Annotated in this window: 15 protein-coding genes and 1 pseudogene; 1 reads left to right on the top strand and 15 read right to left on the bottom strand. The window is 63.2% G+C overall.

The window, feature by feature from the left end:
* Positions 1-44: 44 nt before the first annotated feature.
* From AC15MQ_RS07400 to AC15MQ_RS07435, 8 genes and pseudogenes are all read right to left on the bottom strand, one after another.
* Positions 45-2,117: a DEAD/DEAH box helicase gene (locus AC15MQ_RS07400; RefSeq protein WP_483079763.1), complete on the bottom strand. Its 2,073-nt coding sequence runs from the start codon at positions 2,115-2,117 to the stop codon at positions 45-47.
* A 27-nt stretch (positions 2,118-2,144) separates the two neighbouring features.
* A complete protein-coding gene (brxD, locus tag AC15MQ_RS07405; protein ID WP_483079764.1) occupies positions 2,145-3,455 on the bottom strand; it encodes a BREX system ATP-binding protein BrxD in 1,311 nt (436 codons plus the stop codon).
* A 140-nt stretch (positions 3,456-3,595) separates the two neighbouring features.
* The gene (locus tag AC15MQ_RS07410) at positions 3,596-5,104 is read right to left on the bottom strand and encodes a Fic family protein (protein ID WP_483079765.1); all 1,509 of its coding nucleotides are present in this window, start codon (positions 5,102-5,104) and stop codon (positions 3,596-3,598) included.
* A gap of 290 nt (positions 5,105-5,394) precedes the next feature.
* Positions 5,395-5,691 (bottom strand): hypothetical protein, encoded by a 297-nt coding sequence (locus AC15MQ_RS07415; RefSeq protein ID WP_483079766.1) that lies wholly within the window; start codon positions 5,689-5,691, stop codon positions 5,395-5,397.
* A 209-nt stretch (positions 5,692-5,900) separates the two neighbouring features.
* A pseudogene (locus AC15MQ_RS07420) lies at positions 5,901-6,083 on the bottom strand (BREX system ATP-binding domain-containing protein); the annotation flags it as partial.
* 266 nt (positions 6,084-6,349) lie between these two features.
* Entirely contained in the window at positions 6,350-6,658 is a 309-nt protein-coding gene (locus AC15MQ_RS07425; RefSeq protein ID WP_287652209.1) for a DUF2442 domain-containing protein, read from the bottom strand.
* A 10-nt stretch (positions 6,659-6,668) separates the two neighbouring features.
* On the bottom strand, positions 6,669-6,944 hold the full coding sequence (locus AC15MQ_RS07430) for a DUF4160 domain-containing protein (RefSeq protein WP_483079767.1): 276 nt from the start codon (positions 6,942-6,944) through the stop codon (positions 6,669-6,671).
* Positions 6,945-7,207: 263 nt separating this feature from the next.
* The gene (locus tag AC15MQ_RS07435; protein ID WP_483079768.1) at positions 7,208-7,762 is read right to left on the bottom strand and encodes a TetR/AcrR family transcriptional regulator; all 555 of its coding nucleotides are present in this window, start codon (positions 7,760-7,762) and stop codon (positions 7,208-7,210) included.
* Between the two features lie 138 nt (positions 7,763-7,900).
* Between AC15MQ_RS07435 and AC15MQ_RS07440 the strand changes: the two genes are divergently transcribed.
* Positions 7,901-10,159, top strand: coding sequence for a molybdopterin-dependent oxidoreductase (locus AC15MQ_RS07440; protein WP_483079769.1), 2,259 nt, complete (start codon positions 7,901-7,903; stop codon positions 10,157-10,159).
* A 165-nt stretch (positions 10,160-10,324) separates the two neighbouring features.
* Here the strand turns inward: AC15MQ_RS07440 and AC15MQ_RS07445 are convergent, their stop codons facing one another.
* The 7 genes from AC15MQ_RS07445 to AC15MQ_RS07475 all read right to left on the bottom strand — a co-directional run bounded on the left by AC15MQ_RS07445 (position 10,325) and on the right by AC15MQ_RS07475 (position 19,536).
* Complete coding sequence (locus AC15MQ_RS07445) at positions 10,325-10,729, bottom strand: PIN domain-containing protein (RefSeq protein WP_483079770.1); 405 nt, start codon at positions 10,727-10,729, stop codon at positions 10,325-10,327.
* Positions 10,729-10,947 carry an AbrB/MazE/SpoVT family DNA-binding domain-containing protein gene (locus AC15MQ_RS07450; protein ID WP_483079771.1) on the bottom strand — a complete coding sequence of 73 codons (219 nt, stop codon included), beginning with the start codon at positions 10,945-10,947 and terminating at the stop codon, positions 10,729-10,731. Before AC15MQ_RS07450 ends, AC15MQ_RS07445 begins: the two co-directional genes overlap by 1 nt.
* A 120-nt stretch (positions 10,948-11,067) precedes the next feature.
* Positions 11,068-13,785: a BREX-2 system phosphatase PglZ gene (gene pglZ, locus AC15MQ_RS07455; RefSeq protein WP_483079772.1), complete on the bottom strand. Its 2,718-nt coding sequence runs from the start codon at positions 13,783-13,785 to the stop codon at positions 11,068-11,070.
* Positions 13,782-17,510 (bottom strand): DUF6079 family protein, encoded by a 3,729-nt coding sequence (locus tag AC15MQ_RS07460; RefSeq protein WP_483079773.1) that lies wholly within the window; start codon positions 17,508-17,510, stop codon positions 13,782-13,784. The genes pglZ and AC15MQ_RS07460 overlap by 4 nt, the downstream gene beginning before the upstream one ends.
* A gap of 216 nt (positions 17,511-17,726) precedes the next feature.
* Complete coding sequence (locus AC15MQ_RS07465; protein WP_483079774.1) at positions 17,727-17,900, bottom strand: hypothetical protein; 174 nt, start codon at positions 17,898-17,900, stop codon at positions 17,727-17,729.
* Positions 17,901-17,912: 12 nt separating this feature from the next.
* Positions 17,913-18,461 carry a hypothetical protein gene (locus AC15MQ_RS07470; protein WP_483079775.1) on the bottom strand — a complete coding sequence of 183 codons (549 nt, stop codon included), beginning with the start codon at positions 18,459-18,461 and terminating at the stop codon, positions 17,913-17,915.
* Between the two features lie 4 nt (positions 18,462-18,465).
* Positions 18,466-19,536 carry an AAA family ATPase gene (locus tag AC15MQ_RS07475; RefSeq protein ID WP_483079776.1) on the bottom strand — a complete coding sequence of 357 codons (1,071 nt, stop codon included), beginning with the start codon at positions 19,534-19,536 and terminating at the stop codon, positions 18,466-18,468.
* Positions 19,537-19,581 lie beyond the last annotated feature (45 nt).

Consider the following 19,581-nt stretch of genomic DNA (forward strand, 5'->3'; position numbering starts at 1 on the left):
GATAACAGGTTTCCGGAAAATCGGCCGGATCACCCAGGGATGAATCAACGAAGGCCAGGCCAGCACCTCAGGACAGACAGATTGTCTTCGTCAAGTAACCGCTCCGCTACCACTGCCGCTACCAGGTCGAAGCAAAGACAAGCCGCAAACTTCAACGCGCTGCGCTCCGCCATTTTCGCGCCGAATACGGTAATGGCAGAATGATCGACCGGACGCTGAATGAGTTCTGGCACCGGGACGCCAGCGTCTGTTTCCACCCACAGATCATCTACCCGAGCACTGCCGGTTTCACCGAGTCGCAAGGCCAAGGCACTGTTGACCGCGCCCCCGGCAAAGGTCCACCAGCGATGCCGACCCGATGGCAGGTGTTCGAGCAGCAACGATCCCTGGTGCTCGGGCGCGATGATCAGATCGCGAACGTCGTCGAGTTGCCGAGTTCCCCGCTTCGACAACACCAGTCCGGCATCGCCCTCCTGCAACAGCACCCGACGCATCGCCTGACAAACCTCGAAACCCAACCGGCGGGAGGTGCCAAGCCAACGCGATTTGCCCTTCTCATCCGTCGGCTCCAGCCACACAGTGCGCCTGGACCACTCGACTGCAATCACTTTCCAGCTTCGGCCACCCAGCAGGAGGACCGTCGGGCCATCCTTCTGCTGTTGAACCGCCATCGGATCGACATCACCCAGTTCGGTTGCACCGTGTCGCGCTGCCAGCACCATCGGGCTGGCGAACGCCGACAGCAAGTCAAGGAAATGGCTACGTCCGAACAGCTTTTCGCCTTCGGGACCCATCGACGCGAGGTCGCTGCTGACGAACAGGATCCCCCTGGCTTCCATGAAGTCGAACACGGTCGCCACGGTCTCCGGATCGAGGTCGGGGAATTGTGTTCGCGCCACGGCCACAACCTCCCTGGCCGAATGTCCGGGGTATTCCAGCACGAGCGCCAGCATCTGCTGCGCGACGATGTGCCAGGGCAGCGGCGGCGGCTTGATGTGCTCGACGTATTTCTCGCGCCACAGCGTGGTAATTGCGCAGGCGAGCAGAAAGGCCTCGTCAGTCGTTGTCAGGAACAGGCAGTTGCGGCGGCTGCCGGCACGCCGGCCGCTGCGTCCCATGCGCTGCAGGAACGAGGACACGGTGCTCGGCGAGTCGATCTGGATCACGTAATCCAGGTCGCCGACATCGATGCCCAATTCCAGCGTGCTGGTGGCGACGATCACGCAGTCCTGCTCTTCGGCGAACGCCGTCTCGGCCAGCTTGCGCTCGGACGCACTCAAGGACGAATGCGACACGAAGGTTCGGGTGTTCAAGCTGCGCAGCGCCACCCCCAGTTCCTCGACCCGGGAACGGCTATCGCAGAAGACCAGGCGCTTCGAGCCACGGTGCAGTCGCGAGATCACCGTCGCGGCGTTGGCCATCGAGCCCACATGATCGATGGTGACATCGGCGTCCGTGCTGACCGACGAGGAGCCAACGATCTGCCGCTCACCTGCCCCGGCGAACCAGGCTAGCAGTTCATCCGGGTTGCCCACCGTCGCCGACAGCCCGATCCTCTGAATCGGTTGCCTGGCATACGCCTCGATCCGCTTGATAACGGCGCGCAGATGCCAGCCGCGATCGTCGCCGGCAAACGCATGCAGTTCATCAACGATGACCACGCGGACGCTACCGAACCATGAAGCACGATCGACCTTCGTCGAAATCAGCATCCCTTCGAGCGACTCGGGCGTGGTCAGCAGGATGTCCGGTGCCGAACGCCTGGCCCGCGCCTTGGTGCCTTGCCCGACGTCGCCGTGCCACACCTGTACCGTCCTGCCGACGAAGCCGGCATAGCGCGACAATCGTGACTCGAGGTTGTTGAGCAGCGCCTTGATCGGGCACACGTAGAGAACGCTTGGCCCGGGCCACTCCTCGGTCGCCAGGCGCGACAGGACGGGGAGGATGGCCGCCTCGGTCTTGCCACCGGCCGTCGGCGCGAGGATCAGGCAATGTTGTCCTTCGAGGATCGGTGCTACCGCATCGGCCTGTGTCGGGCGCAGACCGGTCCAGCCCATCGAGTTGACGATGTGGTACTGCAACGCCGCGTGCAGACGCTCGAAGGCCTCCACGCTCACGGAAGGCCGCCCACAGGGAGCAACCACCTACAGCTCGATGTCATCGACCGAGCTCACGCCCACCGACGCTCGTTCCTGCGCGGTCATCTCGCTCTCCGAGATCGTCAGCGCATAGTGCCTGCGCGGATCGAAGTCCGCGAACTGGTCGACGCGATCGATCACGTCGGCGACCAACTTCTTCAGGAACAGCCTCGGCGACACGCCGACCCTGCCGCCCAGATTCCCGGTGACGGCCCTGGCCAGAGACTCGACGTAGGCGTCGTCGACCAGCGCACGGATCCGGTCGCCGGCAACGGCACCGTCGGCATAGATATCCCGCACCTTGCGCCCGACTTCGAGCAGCGAATCGTGACCGAAGGCCGGCAGGCGCACCTGCACCGCACGGGGGTTGTCGAAGCGCGAGTCGGTGCCGAAATCGACGTGCAACCGTTGCGCCAGCGGCGCGAGGCGTTGCACACCCTGCGCGCCTTCATAGAAAGCCTGGGTGCCGGTGATCAGGAGGTACAGGCCCGGAAAGTGGCCGGCGTCGATTTCGTCGATCCACTGGCGCAGCGCATTCAAGCCCCGCTCGCGGGTGTCGGCGCGCATGCGTTGCAAGGTCTCAACTTCGTCCAATACCAGCAGCAGACCGCCGTACCCCGAGTCGCGCAGCATCGTCAGCAGCCCGGACAGGAAATTGGTCGCGCCGAAGTGATCAATATCCCCCTTCACCCCGGCCGAGCGCCGGATCGATGCTGCGACATTCGGCTGGCCGCCGAGCCAGGCGATCAGCCCGTCGGCGGTGGCGTTGTCGCCGGCCTGTAGGGCGCGTCGGTAGGCGCGCAGCGTCGCCGAGAAGGCCGGCGCCACCCGGGTCACGCTGGCCAGTCTGGCCTCCATCAGCGCCTCGGTCCTGGCGAGCAGGGTCGCCTCGTCCGTCGGGTCGAGGCTGGCGTCTTCCAGCACGTCACGCTCCAGCGCGTAGAACCAGCCATCGACGATGCCGCGAAATGCCCCTTCGCCACTGTCGGCGGTGGCGATGCGCTCAACCAGCCGGCGGTACACCGTTTCCAGACGATGCAACGGCGTCTCGGTTTCGGAGATCTGCACCTCGCTGGTCGCCAGGCCGCACGCCCGCGCCCGTTCCTGCAGCCAGCGGCCGAAGAAGGTCTTGCCCGATCCGTATTCGCCGCGGATCGCCTTGAAGGTACCGCGGCCGGACACCACGGCATCCAGTTCTTCATCGAGCGTTCCCTGCAGCCGGCCGTAACCCACGGCCAGCGCATCAAGGCCGGCCTTGGGCACCGTGCCGCGTCTCAAGGCGTCGATGACCTCGGCTCTGCGCTGCGGACTGGTCACTTGTTAGTACTCATTGTAAATCTCACTCCGAACCGGCAAAAACGCGCCACCGAGATTGGTCCAAACGCGGGTTGTATCGTCGATGACCACTTCGGCACGGACACCTTCTTGATCCATGTCGCGAGCAGTCAATGCCATTGTCAGGCGAACACGGCGCCAGAGGGGTCGAGTAGCTTGAACTCCCTCGGGTCCTCTTCGAATGCGTTGGCTGTCTGCATGACCGCCACCACCTGCTTCAGATCACGGTAGTCGAACAACGTACCCCACTTTGCGATGCGGCACAGGGCCCGAACGAACGGCTCGGGGTCGTTGCGCCGGGTGAGCGCCCGCTGGGCATCAACGTACTGCTCGTGGAAAATGGTTGGAATGATGATGCGGCAGCGCGCGCATCGGGACAGCTCTGCATTCATCAAAAGCCGGGACAAGCGGCCGTTGCCATCGTTGAAGGGGTGCGTCTCCGACACCAGGAAGGCATAGAAAATGGCCCGGCCCAAACCTTCGGGGATGCTCAAGGCCAGATGCACGCCTTCGAGGAGGGTGCCACGAACGAATCCTGGGTCAACGAACTGTGTCGTGCCGGCGTAATTGGATTCGGTCTTGAACTCGCCAGGCGTGGCTTCCGGTCGGCGCTCGAGCATGATCCAGTGCCGCTTGCGCAGGCCCTCCAGTATCTCGCCGGGGGCCGGAGGGCTGCTTCGGAAGTGTGGGTGCAGGATGAGCTGGAAAACGCCAAGAATGTCGTGGCTATCCTTGGGCCTGTTGGGAACGATCTGGTTATGCAGCGCGATGCCTTCGGCTTCTTCGATAGAGAAGCGCGTGCCTTCCACATAGTTTGAGAAGTAGCTCTCCAGGAACGCGAAATGGGTCTTGGCCGGGTCTTGGCCCGCGACGTCGGGGAAGTCGGGGATCGGCGTTATCCGCAGGTAGTCGGCGAAGATCCGGAAGCGGTTGAGGCGCTCGGCATCCACCGGCGTACCGCCGGCCACCAAGACACCGGCCTTGGTCGTCAGCGCCCCTTTTGCATAGGTGCCGAGGAGGGCGCCGACCATGGCGTTCAAAGTATCGAACGCCTTCTCGGCGCCGAGGACGGGCGCCAGCTGTCGAGCTTCGTCGCGCACGCGGTTGAGGGTTTCCTCGCCGCTCGCGTTGAGAATGTCGACCAGACGCTCCTCCACAACTGCCTTGCCGCCGGTACGGGGCCGGTCGGTGCGGGAGCGCCCGAGATTTTCAAGGAGCCCGCGCGGACGCGACGACCAATACAGGCCGCTGTTACCGAGGCGCAGGTCGCCCGGCAGGTTCTGCGGCCCTTTCAGAAGCACGGTAATGAGCCCGGGGAGCTTCACCGAGGTGTTGTAGCGCGTGGGATGCGTGAGGGTGATCTCTCCAGATGGCGTGATCCCCCCGACTACGGCGCTCAGGTGCGAGACGATGGCGCCGGGGAATAGGTAGCCGAGGATCATCTGCCAGTTCCGGCGGACGATCAGAGCCTGCCCCTCCGGGTCCGTCGCCCGGACATAGACCCCCGTGGCAATCCGGGCAATCTCGCCGGCCTTGGCCTGCCGCTGCAGTCGGCGCTGCTCGGCCGCGTCGGCAGGGATCAGCACCTCATTGAGGGCGATAGCTTGTCGTTTTTCCGCTAGCGCGGCCATCACAGCCCCTCTTGCTTGTCGTACATATACTAATTATGTGGCAATTCTGTCGCCAATTAACTAATTAATAGAAATGGACGCTCTGTCGGGAACGGGCTAAAGAGCGCAAGAGGTCTCAGACAAATGTCGCTTAACGGCTATCTAACCAGTACTATTGTCGCGATTTGGCTAATAAGATGCGCTGGACAATGCCCGGCTGGCAAGGCGATTCTTGCAAGAGAGAGATCAGTACGCGCGCAGATCAGCCATGCAGGGTCTCTCTGTGTTGCAGTGAATTAGCGGCACACGCCTCATCGCACCGTCACCCGAAACTGCCGCGCCAGCAATTCCCGGTTCAGCTCGACCGTCCCAGCCGTCTCGTCCAGCACCAGCACCGCCGCTTGATCGACATTGAGCACGCGCTTGGCCGCGTTGATGAAGCCACTGACGCATATGTGGCGCGTGGTGCTTCGCGATATCAAGCGCGTACATGGACACGAGAATGCCGTAAAACATGCGGATGGTCGGCACACGCCACTCCTTCTCAGGGCGCACAAACGGCGCGGGGGTTCATTGAATGATCCCCGGATCCCCGATGGTGCCGCCATGCGACCGGGAAAACAAGAGAGGTGACCCCGGTGACCGAGACTCGCGCGCTTGGCCCCGGCGTTCCCACGGTAGGGCAAAAGGAAAGACCACGAGCTTGCCGCGCCACATCGAAGCCGTGCGCAAGGATACGTGATTACCAGACCCCAGAGGTGTGCTGAAGGACAGCGTATGAATGTTAGATCTGACCCCAAGAAGTGACCCGAAGTGACGATCCGTATTCGCCGCGGATCGCCTTGAAGGTACCGCGGCCGGACACCACGGCATCCAGTTCTTCATCGAGCGTTCCCTGCAGCCGGCCATAACCCACGGCCAGCACATCCAGGCCCGCCTTCGGCACCGTGCCACGTCTCAAGGCGTCGATGACCTCGGCTCTGCGCTGCGGACTGATCATTTGTAATCCCTCATGCTGCTTTGGGAAATGCAGGGCGCCAACACGGGCGAGGACGATCACCAGGCTCAATCTCCGCCTGAGTAGGAACGCAGGAATTCGAGCAGCGCATTGCCTGGTGGGTGCAATAGCGCAAAGCTCCAGACCGAACCAAGACGAGCGGTCATCACCGGTCGTCGTGGCACTGAGCGGGGCGGGAGTCGGATGACTTTTTGACTTTTCAGGGCCTCATGCAGCAGAAATCGAGACTGACGCCGCTTGGTGGGGGCTCATATACTCTCCATGGTGCCGTTCGATTTCCCATCCTTGATCTCGCCATGCGCCCTGTGCGTGTTCTGATCTGGAAGCAGACGCCCGCACAAGTACAGGGTATCGGGCGAGATGTCGATTTCATCGGTCCAGGCGACCGTCCCCAGGACCACATGAGCCTTCATGAACAGTCCGCCCTCGGCCAGCGGAGCAAATGCCGGATACCCAAGGTAGGGCCGCATGTCGAGCACGCGTATTTCGCCGTTGGCGAAGACCGCTTCGAGCTGGTATTCGCGCAGCGGGGTGACACTAACCACGTCAGGCGTCATCGCAATCCCCTCAACGCAGTGGATCAATCTTGTACGGCGTCTGACCGCTGGCAGCGAGTGTCCAGTCCGCCATGAGTTCGCCCCGGTGAATTTCAATCCAGGCCTGCACGAGCTTCATCTGGCGAGACGGCAAGCCCCCTTCGAGCACCTCCCCGTCCGGGATACCGAGGACAATCCTGTATTCGTTGTAGCGCACGTGAATATGTGGCGCGTGGTGCTTCGCGATATCAAACGCGTACATGGACACGAGAATGCCGAAAACATGCTGATGGTCGGCACACGCCACGCCTTCTCAGGGCGCACAAACGGAGCGGAGGTTCATTCAACGATCCCCGATGGTGCCACCATGCGACCGGGAAAACAAGAGAGGAGACCCCGGTGACCGAGACTCGCGCGCTTGGCCCCGGCTTTCCCACGGTAAGGCAAAAGGAAAGACCGCGAGCTTGCCGCGCCACATCGAAGCCGTGCGCAAGGATACGTGATTACCAGACCCGAGAGGTGTGCTGAAGGACAGCGTTTGTATGTTAGATCTGACCCCAAGACGGTTTCTTACCTTTCGGCGACTACCATTTCTCTCGTGTGTCGCATCACCGCCGCCAACAGGGACTTGCGCGACTCCTCCGTCGCCATGGCTCGAGCGATCATCACCGCCCCTGCCACCTCGGCAATCGTTGCCCAGGCAGCACTTTCGTCGGCAGTGTGCGACTGAACCACGGACTTCAGTTGCAGCATCATGCGCTCAAATGTTTGTTTGGTTTCGGTGTTGGAGCGGGCTACTTCTGCGCTCAAGGAGGTCACCGCACAGCCCTCGGCGGGATTGTCGATATGACTGATGCTTAAGTAGGATGCGAGTGAAGCGATCACCTGCTGGTCAGTTTTGTTCGCGAAGCGATTGACCGAGCGGGTCAGTTCGTTTTCGACGATGGCTTCGAGCAGTTCCGCTTTGGAACGGAAGTGAGAATAAAACGCGCCTGAGGTGAGGCCAACGCTTGCCATCAGGCTGTCAACGCCGGTGCTGCCAAATCCATCCTTCTTGGCTAGGGCTCCGCCCACATCGAGCAAGCGTGCGCGGGTGTTTTCCTTGTGTTCGCGGCTGTAGCGCATAGATCGATCCTCAAGAATCCACTCACAATTCGCTTGCATTGTTACATAACGACCGTTAATCTAACGAGCGTTATGTAATTGACTCGTGCCTGCGGGAGCGTGGGCACATGATCGATACGCCTTGCTCCGGAGAAGTCCATGACCACCGAGAAAGCTGCCTGCATCCTCTGTTCGCGCAATTGCGGACTTACGGTAACCATTGAAAATGGCAAGTTCACCCGTGTTCGTGGCGACGACGAGCACCCGGTGTCGAAGGGCTACATCTGCCAGAAAGCCGCTCGCCTGGAACACTATCAAAACCATGAGGATCGGCTAACGCACCCCTTGAAGCGTCAGGCCGATGGCAGTTTCGTGCGTGTCAGTTGGGACGAGGCACTAAGCGATATAGCTCGCCGTTTGATCGCGGTCCGCGACAAACATGGCGGGCGAGCCTTCGCGTTCTATGGCGGCGGTGGCCAGGGCAACCACCTGGGTGGCATGTACAGCCAGCAACTGCACAAGGCGATGAAGAGCCGCTTTGTCTATACTTCCCTGGCGCAGGAAAAGACCGGGGATTTCTGGGTCAATGGCCGCCTGTTCGGCCATCAGACCTGCCATACCACCGAAGACGTGGAGCACGCGGACTACGTGCTTTTCATTGGCACCAACCCCTACCAGGCACATGGCATCCCCAATGCGCGCGACACCCTGCGCGAACTGCAAAAGGATCCCTCTCGTACCACGGTGGTGGTCGATCCGCGCCGTTCCGAAACCGCGAAGCAGGCTGATATCCACCTGCAGATCAAGCCCGGCACCGATGCCTTTCTGATGCTGGCGATGCTGAGCCTCATCGTCCGCGAGGGCCTGCATGACCGCGACTTCCTCTCACAGCACTGCAAGGGATTTGACCAACTGGAACAGGAACTGCTGGCCGTACCCATCGCCGATTATGTGCAACGCACCGAACTGCCGTTAGCCGATGTGGAGCGAGTGGCACGCGGTTTTGCCACCGCCAGAGCCGCCTGCGTGCGCATCGACCTGGGAATACAGCAAACGCTGCATTCCACGCTCAACAGCTACCTTGAAAAGCTGCTCTATCTGGTCACCGGTAACTTCGGCAAGCGCGGCGGCAACAACCTGCATACCTTCCTGCTGCCCCTGATCGGCCACAGCGACGAAAGCAACCCAAAATATCCCCGCACCGCCCACCACAAGATGTTTCCGATTTCGGGTCTCTACCCGCCCAACATCCTGCCCGATGAGATCGCGCATGCGGGCGAGGATCGGATTCGAGCGCTGTTTGTGGATAGCTCGAATCCGGTACTGACGGCGGCCGATACGGCGGCCTATGAGTGCTCCTTCGGCAAGCTCGAACTGCTGGTGGTGGTCGATGTGGCGATGACCGAAACCGCACGCATGGCTCACTATGTTCTGCCGGCCGCCTCACAGTTCGAGAAGTGGGAAGCGACTGGTTTCAACCTTGAGTTCCCCGAAAACGCCTTCCACCTGCGTCATGGCTTGTTTCCGCCGCTCGGAGAGAGCCTGCCCGAAGCCGAAATCTACACCCGGCTGCTGGAAAAGATGGGGGAGATTCCCTTACGTTTCCCGCTGCTCGAACGGGTTGCAGGGTGGGAGCCGCAGATCACGGGACATGCGTTGTTTCTCGGTGCCTTCGCCGCTACGTTGGCGTGGAAACCGCGCTGGCGGCCATATGCCGCGTCGATCATGTATCGCACTTTGGGCCAGACCCTGCCTGAAGGCGCGGCGATGGCCGCACCGCTGCTCGGCCTTACGGCGGTCTACGCCAAGCGTCACACCGTCGCTGTGCGGCGAGCCGGACATCGCGGTAATCGCCTGACCCTAGGTGCGGCGCTGTTCCGTGCCATCATCGAACGGCGGGCTGGCACACTGATGAGCATCCATACCTTCGACGACACTTGGTCGTTGATTCACCACAAGGATCGACGCATTCATCTGGCGATCCCCGAAATGCTGACCGAACTGAGAGCGCTTGGTTCTGAAACCGTTCCCGGGGCTGGCTTCCCCTTCATACTGATGGCCGGAGAGCGCCGCAGCTATAACGCCAACCAGATCTTCCGCGATCCGATCTGGCGCAAGGTGGATCGCAAAGGCGCTATGCGCCTGCATCCCGCCGATGCGCAAGAACTCGGTCTGATCGAAGGCGCCAGGGCCCACTGCCGGTCGGCGACCGGGGAGCTTCAGGTCGTCGTCGAGCTTGACGACAATCTGCGGCGTGGCACGGCAACCCTGCCACATGGCTACGGTCAGCGCTACCGCGGAAGCGAGCCGGTCGGCCCGCAGATCAACCGGCTGACGGCAGCCGCTCATTGCGACCCGTTGACACGTACGCCCTTCCACAAGTACGTGCCGGTACATATTGTGCCGGTCATCGCCTGACGAGAGAGCGATGAGGAGCCTATTCATGCCCACCCATTGCACCGCATCTGGAGCGGGTGCACTTGACACTGACCGTCTGGACTGCGCCAAGTAGCGGCCACTTCCAGGCAAGTCCACAATGACGGATGATGGCCCAGAACAGCCGTCAAAAATGACAAGAATGCGCTAAACCGAGCCTGCCTCGACAAACCAGGGTAGTCTGGATGCCTTCACATCGAAAGTTGCCGTCGTAGTGCACCCCATCCTCCGATTCCTGGCGCCGATCAAGCAATCCGAGAACCCAGCGGAATGCTCTTTCCAGACGAAAAACGCCTGCTCAACGGCAGCCTCATCTTCCAGCTCGAAATCCATGGAGTCCAGCAAGCCGGAAACAACCCCCTGGATCTGGGGCTTGGAAAAGCCATACCGGCTGCGCAACACCCATTCCATTTCCTGGAGAACGAGCTGGCTCACGAAAACGCGGCGGCTCGCCAGCACTTCTCGTTCAACAATCTGGTGCACGATCTCGAACTGCTGGGCGTCGTCTCGAACGAGGAAGCGCACAAGAACGTTGGTGTCGATCCCGAGCATCAGATCGATAACTGCTCGATGGGAACAGCCGCCCGACCTTCCTGGTACAGCATTCCCGCCAGGTCGTTAAAGCGCTTGCTCTTCACCCTCATTACCACGGTGCCGTCCGGCATCAGCGTAAAGGTCATGCGATCTCCCGCTTTCATCCGAAGGCTGTCCCTAATCTCCTTGGGAATGGTCGTTTGCCCCTTGCAGGTCAAAGTGGCTTCTGTAGTCATGGCCGGCTCCTCGTTAAATTCCTTACCCTTGTAATTATCGTAAGGAAAAAACAAAAAAGCAACTTGCCATTCCAGCGAGGTGAAGAGTTAGGGCGCCTCGGCTTCGGCGCGCTCCACCCCTCATCGCACCGTCACCCGAAACTGCCGTACCAGCAATTCCCGGTTCAATTCCACCGTAGCCGCGGTCTCGTCGAGCGACAGCACCGCCGCCTGGTCGACATTGAGCACGCGCTTCGCGGCGTTGACGAAGCCGCTGATGCGCATCGCGGGCATGCCGAGTCGCTGCGCGAGGGCAGCTTTCGAAAGCTTTCCGCCACGTGCCGCCAGTGCCTCCAGCAGGCACCGCACCTCGTCGTCCGCCGGTGCCACCCGCGCCGCCAGTGCCTTCTGTGCCACATACACAGGCGTCGCCTGCAGCGCGGCGATCCAGTGCACTTCGGGCTCGGGCGCCACGACCGGCAATGCCCCGCCGAACAGGTCAGGCTGCGGGACGGCTAGCAGTCCCGGCTTCGCTGCCTTCCTGGCGAGCGACGGCGTGTCAGCGGCGGCTGCCGGCAACGCAAACTCCAGCGGCGCCCACCAGTCGGGCTGCGGCGCCGGGGCCATCTGCCAACCCTTCAACACCCTGTTGCGCGGCGTGAAGACGCTCAGCGGCACCACGACCTCCTGCGCCGATACGCCTCCGTGATAGCCGTTCTTCTTCGCCCCGTGGCGCACGCGCTCGGAGCACGCGCAAACCACCGCGTTGCCGGCAGGCGTCTTCACTCGACCCCCCTCGAAAAGGAGTTCGCCGGCGTCCGGCGTGCCCGACGGCAAGCGCCAGCGATCGCCATCGCCCTGACCGCGCTGCACCGTGCCGTCGTCGATGACATGGCCATGGTCGGCGGTGACGATCACCACCCGGCGCGCGCGACGCGCCTCGCTGAGCAAGGGGCCGAGCAGCCGCAGATCGTCGATCGACCAGCGCACCTGAATCTGATTCGAGCCGCTCAGATGGTCGTCGACGGCGTTGTAGACCACGGCCACTACCTGCTGCTGCGTTGAAGCGATGGCATCGCGAACGGTCGATGACAGGCCCTCGGCGTCGGCGAGCTCCCCCTTGTGGAAGACCACCGGCGCCGTCCCGGCGCGCGATGCCGCCACCAGCGCCGGATGCGTGGCAAAAGCGGTCTTCTCCTGCGCTGCTGCGCCGATCATCAGGCGGCCCGAGAGGAGGCTGGCGCGGCTGACTTCGGTGATCGTCGGCAGCGCTGCGACGCCAACCGCAAGGGTCGGCGTCGGCCCGGCGACCTTCTCGTCCCAGCCCAGGGCCTCCAGGTCTTCGCAGAGCTCCCGGAAAATGCTGTAACTCAGGCCGTCCGCGACCAGCAACAACACCGGCGTCTGCTGTGCCAGCGGGGCGAGCACGCGTTCGATGATCGCCTCGACCGGCATGCAGGCGGCTGCAGCCCGCGGCTCGCGGTTCCACACCTGCAAGGCCTGGGCGAAGGTCTGGTTAAAGGCCTCGGCCTCCTTGCGTGCCGCGTCGCGCAGGGCGACGAAGGCCGCAGACAGGCCCGGCAAGTCGTCGCCGCCGATCAGTTTGAAACGCGCCCAATCGACGAAGGCGCCTTCGCGGGCATACCCCTGCGCGAGGTCAACGAACGTTGTTGCCGCGCGGCCGCCTCGGCCCTTGTTCGCTGGCCGATCGGCCATCATCCATCGACACAGGCGAACCGCCATCTTCACCCGCAGCATGCGCGTGCTGGCCGGGTCGGCATGCGCATGGCGCACCACCGCATCGGCCGCCCGTTCGATGGCTTGAATCTGCGCAGTCGATGGCTCGGCGATGAAGGCCTTGAGCGCGTCGGCGAAGAACCCGAGCCGTTGCTCAAGGCCGAGCGGAAGGACATCGCTCAGATGCGCATAAGCATCGACATGAAGTTCGCGCAGCAGCCACTCGGCGCGCTCGACCACCGCGTGTCGCAGAGCCGGCGTCAAGGCCTGCAGACACTTCGCTGCGTCGGCTGCCCACAAGCGCCCCTCGGCGATGCCGATGCGCTTGTCGCCCATGAAGCGTTCGAGACGGATCGCGGCGGCGGCAAGCTCATGCACGCCTTCGCCCCGGGCCGACAAGACCACGCCGCACACCAGTCCGAGCGGGACGGCATCCTGCGTGTTGCCGGCAGTCACGCAGCGCATGACGAGCGAGCCTACCGCCCCGGCCGACTCGCCCAGCCAGGCGGCGATCTGCGGCTTGGCTTGCTCGGACAGATCGTCGAAATGTCCGGCCGAATCGGCACCCAGTGACCAGTTCAGGAGCATCGCCGCATCCGGCTTCGAGGCATCCAGGCTCAGGCAGCGGCCGAGGATGTGGTGCCATGCCGTGTCCATGTCGAGGAAGCCGTTGGGCACGGGCGGATAGGCGCCCATGCTGGCCCGCTCGACGAGCAGATGGGCCATCCAGCGGAAGCGGCCGAGGCGCGCATCGATTTCGCGGGCCGTGAAGAGTTGCTGCACCATGCCCCAGGCGTCGGGCTGAAAGACCTGCGCCCGCGCCAGCCGCGCCACGACGTCGCCACCCAGATCGCGTGCCGACAGCGGCGTCAGCAGGATCAGCCCCGGACTGGCCTGGTCGTCAGGCACATCCTCCAGCGCCGACAGCGCTTCGCGGGCCATCAAGGGGCTTGCGCACCAGCGCAGCCGGAACGGCCGGCCCGACAGGTTGATGGTGTCCGGCCATGCCGCCTGGGTCCTGGCCTGAATGGCGATGACCCTGGCGTCGCTGGCGCGATCCAGCACCGCGAGCACCTGCGCCTCGATCTGCGACAACGACAGCGGCCTGGCAGAACCGGTCATTTGCTGCTCCCCGGCTTTTCGAGCCGCCATGAGATCGAGAGCCGCAGGTCCTTGTCCTGGTCGAGTCGAGCGTGCAGGTCGTCGAGCAGCGCCAGTGCCTGTGTGCTTTCGAGGTCAGCCGCTGCGGACTCCTGCACGATCACCGGCGGCCTGGGCGCCGGCCGGCCGGGCGGCACCGGTGTCGGCACCGTCACCGGCGTCGGCGCAGTCGGCGGCAGCGTAGTCGGGCCAGCGCCAGGCGGCGCAGCGGGTGGCAACACAACGGGTGGTGGCGCCACGGTCAGCAAGCGCACGGCCTTGCTGCGCTGCTCAGCGAGTGCCGCCTGCAGCCCGATCGCATGCTCGTCGGCGGCCAGTGTCTCGCACACCCTGGCGACGATCGCCCGCGCCGCGGCTTGCCGCTCGTCGGTGAGCGCCTGCATCGCCTCGAAAATGTCCCAGGCACCGGTGCGAACCGCTTCATCGAGTTCGCGTGCCTTGGCCAGGGTCTGGCGCATCGCCACCTCGGAGGTCTCGATCGCTGCGCCGGCAAGCGTCGTGACGACCGCCGTGCCTTCGGCACTCAACAGCCCGGCGAGCAAGGCCAGTGCGGATCGTGCCGTTTGCAGGCGATGGTTGTCGCCGGCGGCCGGAAACAGTGCCGACTTTTCATTCAGCGTCCTGACCAGGCTGCCGATCGGCTCCCGTGCCTCGCGCGCCCTGGCCTGAACCGCTTCAACCAGCCTGGCGACGTTACCGGCGTTGCGCGAGGTTGGAATGGTCAGACCGAAGAGCGCGGCGGCACGTTTGCACGCAACCTCCCAGTCGCCGGCTTCGGGCAGCGTCTGCTCGCGCAGTTCCAGGTCGTCCGGCATCTGGTCGATGCCCGGCAGGTAGGGGACGTTGCCGCGCACGAAGCTGCGGTTGGTGTGGCCGGCGAAGGCAAGAATGATCAGATTCTGCACCTCCGCCGGCAGCCCCATCGCCAGCGGTTGATCGATCCACTGGCGCAGCTTGCCGACCGTGCACACGACGCCCGTTTTGGCCTGCTCGCGGAGGAAGTGCGAACGCCAATGGTCAAGCAGCACAAAATGGCTCTCGCCGGTCCTGCCCAACTGCACCGGGTCGGCAATCGAGCGGATCTGTTGCCGCAGCACCCGGTCCCCGACCGGCGCACGTTCGTCGGCACTAGCGATGGCGCGCTCCACTTCCGGCCACACCTTTTTCACCAAGACAGGCCTGACCTCCCCATCGAAGACCGGGTGCGCCGGAAACTGGTGCCTGAAAAGCTGGTCGAGCAGTGCCTCGAACGCCGATTTCAGGTTCGCCCCCACCGGCGGCAACGGCGTCAGCGTCTGGTCCAGCGAACGAAACTGATCTTCGGGCGCCATCGGGTTCACCACCGCGTCACGCGAGTCGCCGGCGATGCCGTAGGCCACCTCCAGATACTGCCGCACCCGCTGCTGCAACTGGTCGCGCTGGTTGCGCAGCAGCGCCTGCGCCGGCCCGCGATCGACCAGCGCCAGGTGCGCGGCCAGTTCGTTGAAGCGCTCGCCGGTCAGGATGTAGTCCAGCACCACCAGGCGGCCGAGGTCATGCTGCGCCTTGGCGCTGAAGAACGACGGCATCCACACCAGCGTCTGCGTGTCGTCACCGCGATAGTCGGCCAGACGCGCCAGATCGTCGGCCGGCGTGAACCGCGGGTCGTCGAAGGGGAAATCGATGACCACCGTCCAGGTGCCGGCGCGCCCGCGCAGCTTTTCGTCCGACATCTCGCGGACGTTCTCGAACAGCACCTCGACCTCGCGCCTGGTGCCGCGCCACAGCACCGCGTAGGTGGCGAACAGGTCGTTGCTGTCGGTGACGCCGAGTTGCTCGAACAGCATCTCGCGCACGCGGCGGCGCCGGTTGCCCGGATTGTCGCTGGAGGCCGCCGGCCCGCGCACGATCGGCTCGATGTCGACGCCGGTGACCTGGATCGAGATCAGCGAGTTGCTGTCATCGGTGACCTTGATCTCGCCGATGTCGGCCGCCCACTCCTTGCACTTGCGCAGCACGTCCTGCGTTTCACGACCGGGGATCGGCGAACGGATCGTGCCGTGGTTCAGCGCCGCCAGGCGCTGCGCCGTCAGCGCCTTCAATGAATCGACTTCGGGCACCAGCGCGCTCAGCAGCAGCGTCTTGATCAGCCGTGCATCGTTCCTCAGCGCGCGTGCCCTGGCCGGGTCGGCATCGCCGATCCGAATGTTCTCCCAGGTCACGCCATGCTGCCGCTCCAGATGCGGCAGCAGCTTCTGCCTGTAGAGCCGCTTGGCGTTGTCGAAGTGGATGCGCATCGCCTCCGAGAACGGCTCGTCGCCATCGGCGATCACGTCGAACAGGTCGCCAACCGGGATGATCTGGCCCAGTTCCAGGTCGTCGCGCCGATCGACCAGCAGTTGCAGCATCAGCTTCAGGGCCGTGCGCTCGCGCTGCAGGGCCGCCGAGACGGCGATCAGGGTCTGCACCAGCGCCGGGCTGAACGGGTAGACCTTGCGGAACATCTCCTTGTCGGCGGTCTCGGTCAGCAGCGTGTTCCAGACCTCGGGCCTGACCTTCTGGAACTCGTCGAAGGCGTTGCCCAGCGTCTGCCGGGCCGCTTCGGACAAGGGCCGGAGCACGCGCTTTTCAGCGATCGCCGGCAGGTTGCGGTCTTCCAGCGTGATGCGATGGAAGCGCGCCTCCCAGTGGCGCAGCACATCGCTGAACTGCAATTGCAGCGAGCCGGCGAGGTTCTCGCCGACCAGTTCGCGCAGGTCGCGTTGGCGCGCGACAAAGCTGACCAGCGGAATCGGGCGATCGGCGTTGCCGGCCTCGACCAGCTTGACCAGCTTGGTGCCCTCGCTGCTGACGAAACTGACATCGGCCGCCCGGCTGGCCAGCCACAGGATCAACTCGTCGAGAAACAGGATCACCGCGTCGTAGCCGAGCGCGTGAGCGTGGCGGCTCATGATGCTGAGGCCGTCGTCGAGCGGCACGAAGGCCTCGCCGCGGCTCTCGGCGACGTCGGCAATCGCTGTGAAATAGTGGCTGATCAGGTCGCCGACCAGGCGCACGCGGTCGTCGCCGCTCGGCGCTTCCAGCATTGCGGCCTCGAAGCTCGCGGCATCCCAGCCACCGCTCAGCTCACCCCAGCCGCTGTCGCCGCCGCCACAGGCATCCGAACCCTCGTTCAAATCACGGAAGAAGGTCTCATCGCCGATCCGATGGCGCATGCGCAGCGCATCCTCGAACAGGCGCTCCGAGAGATAGAAACCCGGGATCGGTGCCTCCGGATGCCGCTGGCGGACGAACTCGGCGTAGCCGCCGAGGATCGCCGACTCCATGCTGCGCGCGCCGATCATGTGATACGGCACGAGCAGGAACTTGCGGTCCTGCGTCCAGGCGTTGTGCCGAGCGACGACGTTGGCCAGCTCGGGCAGCGAACGCGCCGCGACGTTGTTGTCGAGCAGCAGGTTGAGCACGGCCATGAAGTGGCTCTTGCCGGAACCGAAACTGCCATGCAGATACGCGGCCTTGCTGGTGCCGCCCTGGACCGACTGCTTGATGAAGGTCAGCGCGTCGTTGAAGCAGGCGTTGAGCTGCGGCGTCACGACGTAGTCGCGCAGCGTCGCTTCGGCATGCGCCACGCCATCGGCGAGCTTGAGGACGAAGTCGCCCTGGTGGACCTGCTCCGGGATCGCAATCAGTTCTCTGATCAGGGTCATTGTCGGGCTTTCTTACAACTCGGTTGGTCCAGAATCAGGCGCAGGAAAAGTCCGCCAGGTTCGACGGCAGGCGACTTTGTCGGGGGCGTCATAGTGGAATTTCGCTCAGGGAATCGACGACAAGGCCGGGCAGGTTATTCAGCAACCAGTCCTGCAACGGATGGCCTGGGCGTGCTACAGCGCCAATCAGGATATTACTGTCAGCCAGCCACATGGTCAGTCCTCGCGCCCCGGTTGGGCGCGGTCGGCACGCTGCTCGCGCTGCCAGTCAGCGGCATCGTCGATATGGGCGAACACGTCGGCCTGCGCGACCGCTTCCAGCGCCTGACGCATGGCCGACTGGCGCTCGGCGCGTTGGGCGCAGCCCATATCGTCGATCACGTTATTCATACTTTTCTTGCCTCATACCTGCGCCTTGACGAAGGCGCTGAACGTCGGGTTGGCCAACAGCCGGGCGTAATCGATCAAGGCCACGTTGCGAACATCCGCCAGCGCGATGCGGCCGCGCATTCGCGCGTTCAGGCTGTCGCGTAGCCCGCTCAGGTGCACCGACAAGGTCGACGGCATTTCGATGGCGATCACCAGCTTCAGCGGCATGCGCGACTTTGCGGCCGCAGGCAAGCCAGCCTTGATCGACTTCCCGCAGTCGGTGTCGGCCCAAGCGGCCAGCAGCATCAGCAGCGAGTCCGTCAGCTTGTCGATCAGTGCTTCAAATCGGTGCGGGACGGCTTGTCCCTTCAAGGGAATGAGGTCCGCACCCGTGAGGGTCGTGCTGACTTGCGCATAGCTGCGTACTTCAAGAAGAAACAGCTTTCCCCCATCAATCCAGGCGAAATCCGTCTCCTTGAGGTTCTGGCCACTAAGCAACTTGTAGGCGAGCAAGTCCGCAAACCGAAAGTGCAGCCCGTCAGGCAGATCCAAGGTCAGCCCGGATTCGTTGAAAATCGCCACGGGATCAGTCCGCCAGGTCGAGTTGTACGTCGCGATCGAAGAGCCGCAAGGATTCTTCAACGATGGGATTCTGCGGTAGTCCGTCGGCGAGCTTGCTCACCGTGCCGGTCACGCCCGCGCCATCCTGTTTCCGCAGATCCAGCAGCGAGTAATCGGTATTCTTCTCGCGCGCCAGTTGTTCAAGCCGCTTGAGCAGGAAATAGCTGTGCGTCGTCAGGTAGACCTGAATGCCGGATTGCGCAAATTCATGCAGCATCTCGGCGAACAGCACGATGGCCTTCGGGTGCAAATTCACCTCGGGCTCATCGACAAACAGCATGCAGCCTCCGGCGGGCGTCAAACGGCGGTTGCGCATCAGCCGCGACAGGATGCCGATCTTCTTGATGCCCTCCGCGGTCTGGTGCATGTTGAACACCTCCTTGCCACGGCGGAAGACGATGTTGCCGTCCTTCTCCATCTCCACTTCACCCCCGCCGGTCACGTTCTCGAGGTGAAGCAGCGCCTTCTTGATATTGACTTGCAGGTTGCCGGAGGTCGGCGGCTGCCGATAGTCCTGCACCAGGTCATAGTAGGTATCGTCGAAGGCGGCGATCTCGACGGTCTCTCTCGTGGCGACGATGGCGTCGAAGATCGACAGAATTTCCTTCGGCGGCAGGAAGCTGGCCTTGCTACCCTCCAGGTCCGACAAGCGATTCGTGTCGATCTCAACGATCTTGGTCGTCGTGTCCTTGCCAAAGGCAAACTTCAGATGACCGCCCGTGTTCCAGCAAAGATTGGCGCCTAGTCGATTGCCACTGCCTCGGGTGACCAACCGACCCAACTCCATTTTCTGCGGCAAGAATGCCCACCGCAGCTTGTGCGCCAGAAGTTCGGAGAGCTCCCTGGGCTCCGGTCCCGCCTTCTTCCTGCCATAGTCTTCGATTGCGCGTGCCATCGAATAAAGCAGCTTCAGCAGGTGCGTCTTGCCCGTGTCGTTTTCGCCAATGATGACGTTCAGCGATGCATGGGGGCCCCATTCCAGCCGCTTTTGGAAGGCTACGAAGTTTTCAACGGTGAGAGAGTTGAATGCAGTCATTGGCGGCTCCTGTTGCTTGTCGATTTCTGTTTCCGAATTGTCATG

It is taken from the genome of Candidatus Accumulibacter propinquus (assembly GCF_056856495.1).

What these genes read in the sequence shown, in the direction of transcription:
- AC15MQ_RS07435 (WP_483079768.1), bottom strand. Translation starts at nt 7,762, where the DNA reads ATGCGCTACAGCCGCGAACACAAGGAAAACACCCGCGCACGCTTGCTC.
- AC15MQ_RS07475 (WP_483079776.1), bottom strand. Translation starts at nt 19,536, where the DNA reads ATGACTGCATTCAACTCTCTCACCGTTGAAAACTTCGTAGCCTTCCAA.
- AC15MQ_RS07450 (WP_483079771.1), bottom strand. Translation starts at nt 10,947, where the DNA reads ATGACTACAGAAGCCACTTTGACCTGCAAGGGGCAAACGACCATTCCC.
- AC15MQ_RS07445 (WP_483079770.1), bottom strand. Translation starts at nt 10,729, where the DNA reads ATGCTCGGGATCGACACCAACGTTCTTGTGCGCTTCCTCGTTCGAGAC.
- AC15MQ_RS07425 (WP_287652209.1), bottom strand. Translation starts at nt 6,658, where the DNA reads ATGACGCCTGACGTGGTTAGTGTCACCCCGCTGCGCGAATACCAGCTC.
- AC15MQ_RS07465 (WP_483079774.1), bottom strand. Translation starts at nt 17,900, where the DNA reads ATGAATAACGTGATCGACGATATGGGCTGCGCCCAACGCGCCGAGCGC.
- AC15MQ_RS07410 (WP_483079765.1), bottom strand. Translation starts at nt 5,104, where the DNA reads ATGGCCGCGCTAGCGGAAAAACGACAAGCTATCGCCCTCAATGAGGTG.
- AC15MQ_RS07415 (WP_483079766.1), bottom strand. Translation starts at nt 5,691, where the DNA reads ATGGCGGCACCATCGGGGATCCGGGGATCATTCAATGAACCCCCGCGC.
- pglZ (WP_483079772.1), bottom strand. Translation starts at nt 13,785, where the DNA reads ATGACCGGTTCTGCCAGGCCGCTGTCGTTGTCGCAGATCGAGGCGCAG.
- AC15MQ_RS07440 (WP_483079769.1), top strand. Translation starts at nt 7,901, where the DNA reads ATGACCACCGAGAAAGCTGCCTGCATCCTCTGTTCGCGCAATTGCGGA.
- AC15MQ_RS07460 (WP_483079773.1), bottom strand. Translation starts at nt 17,510, where the DNA reads ATGACCCTGATCAGAGAACTGATTGCGATCCCGGAGCAGGTCCACCAG.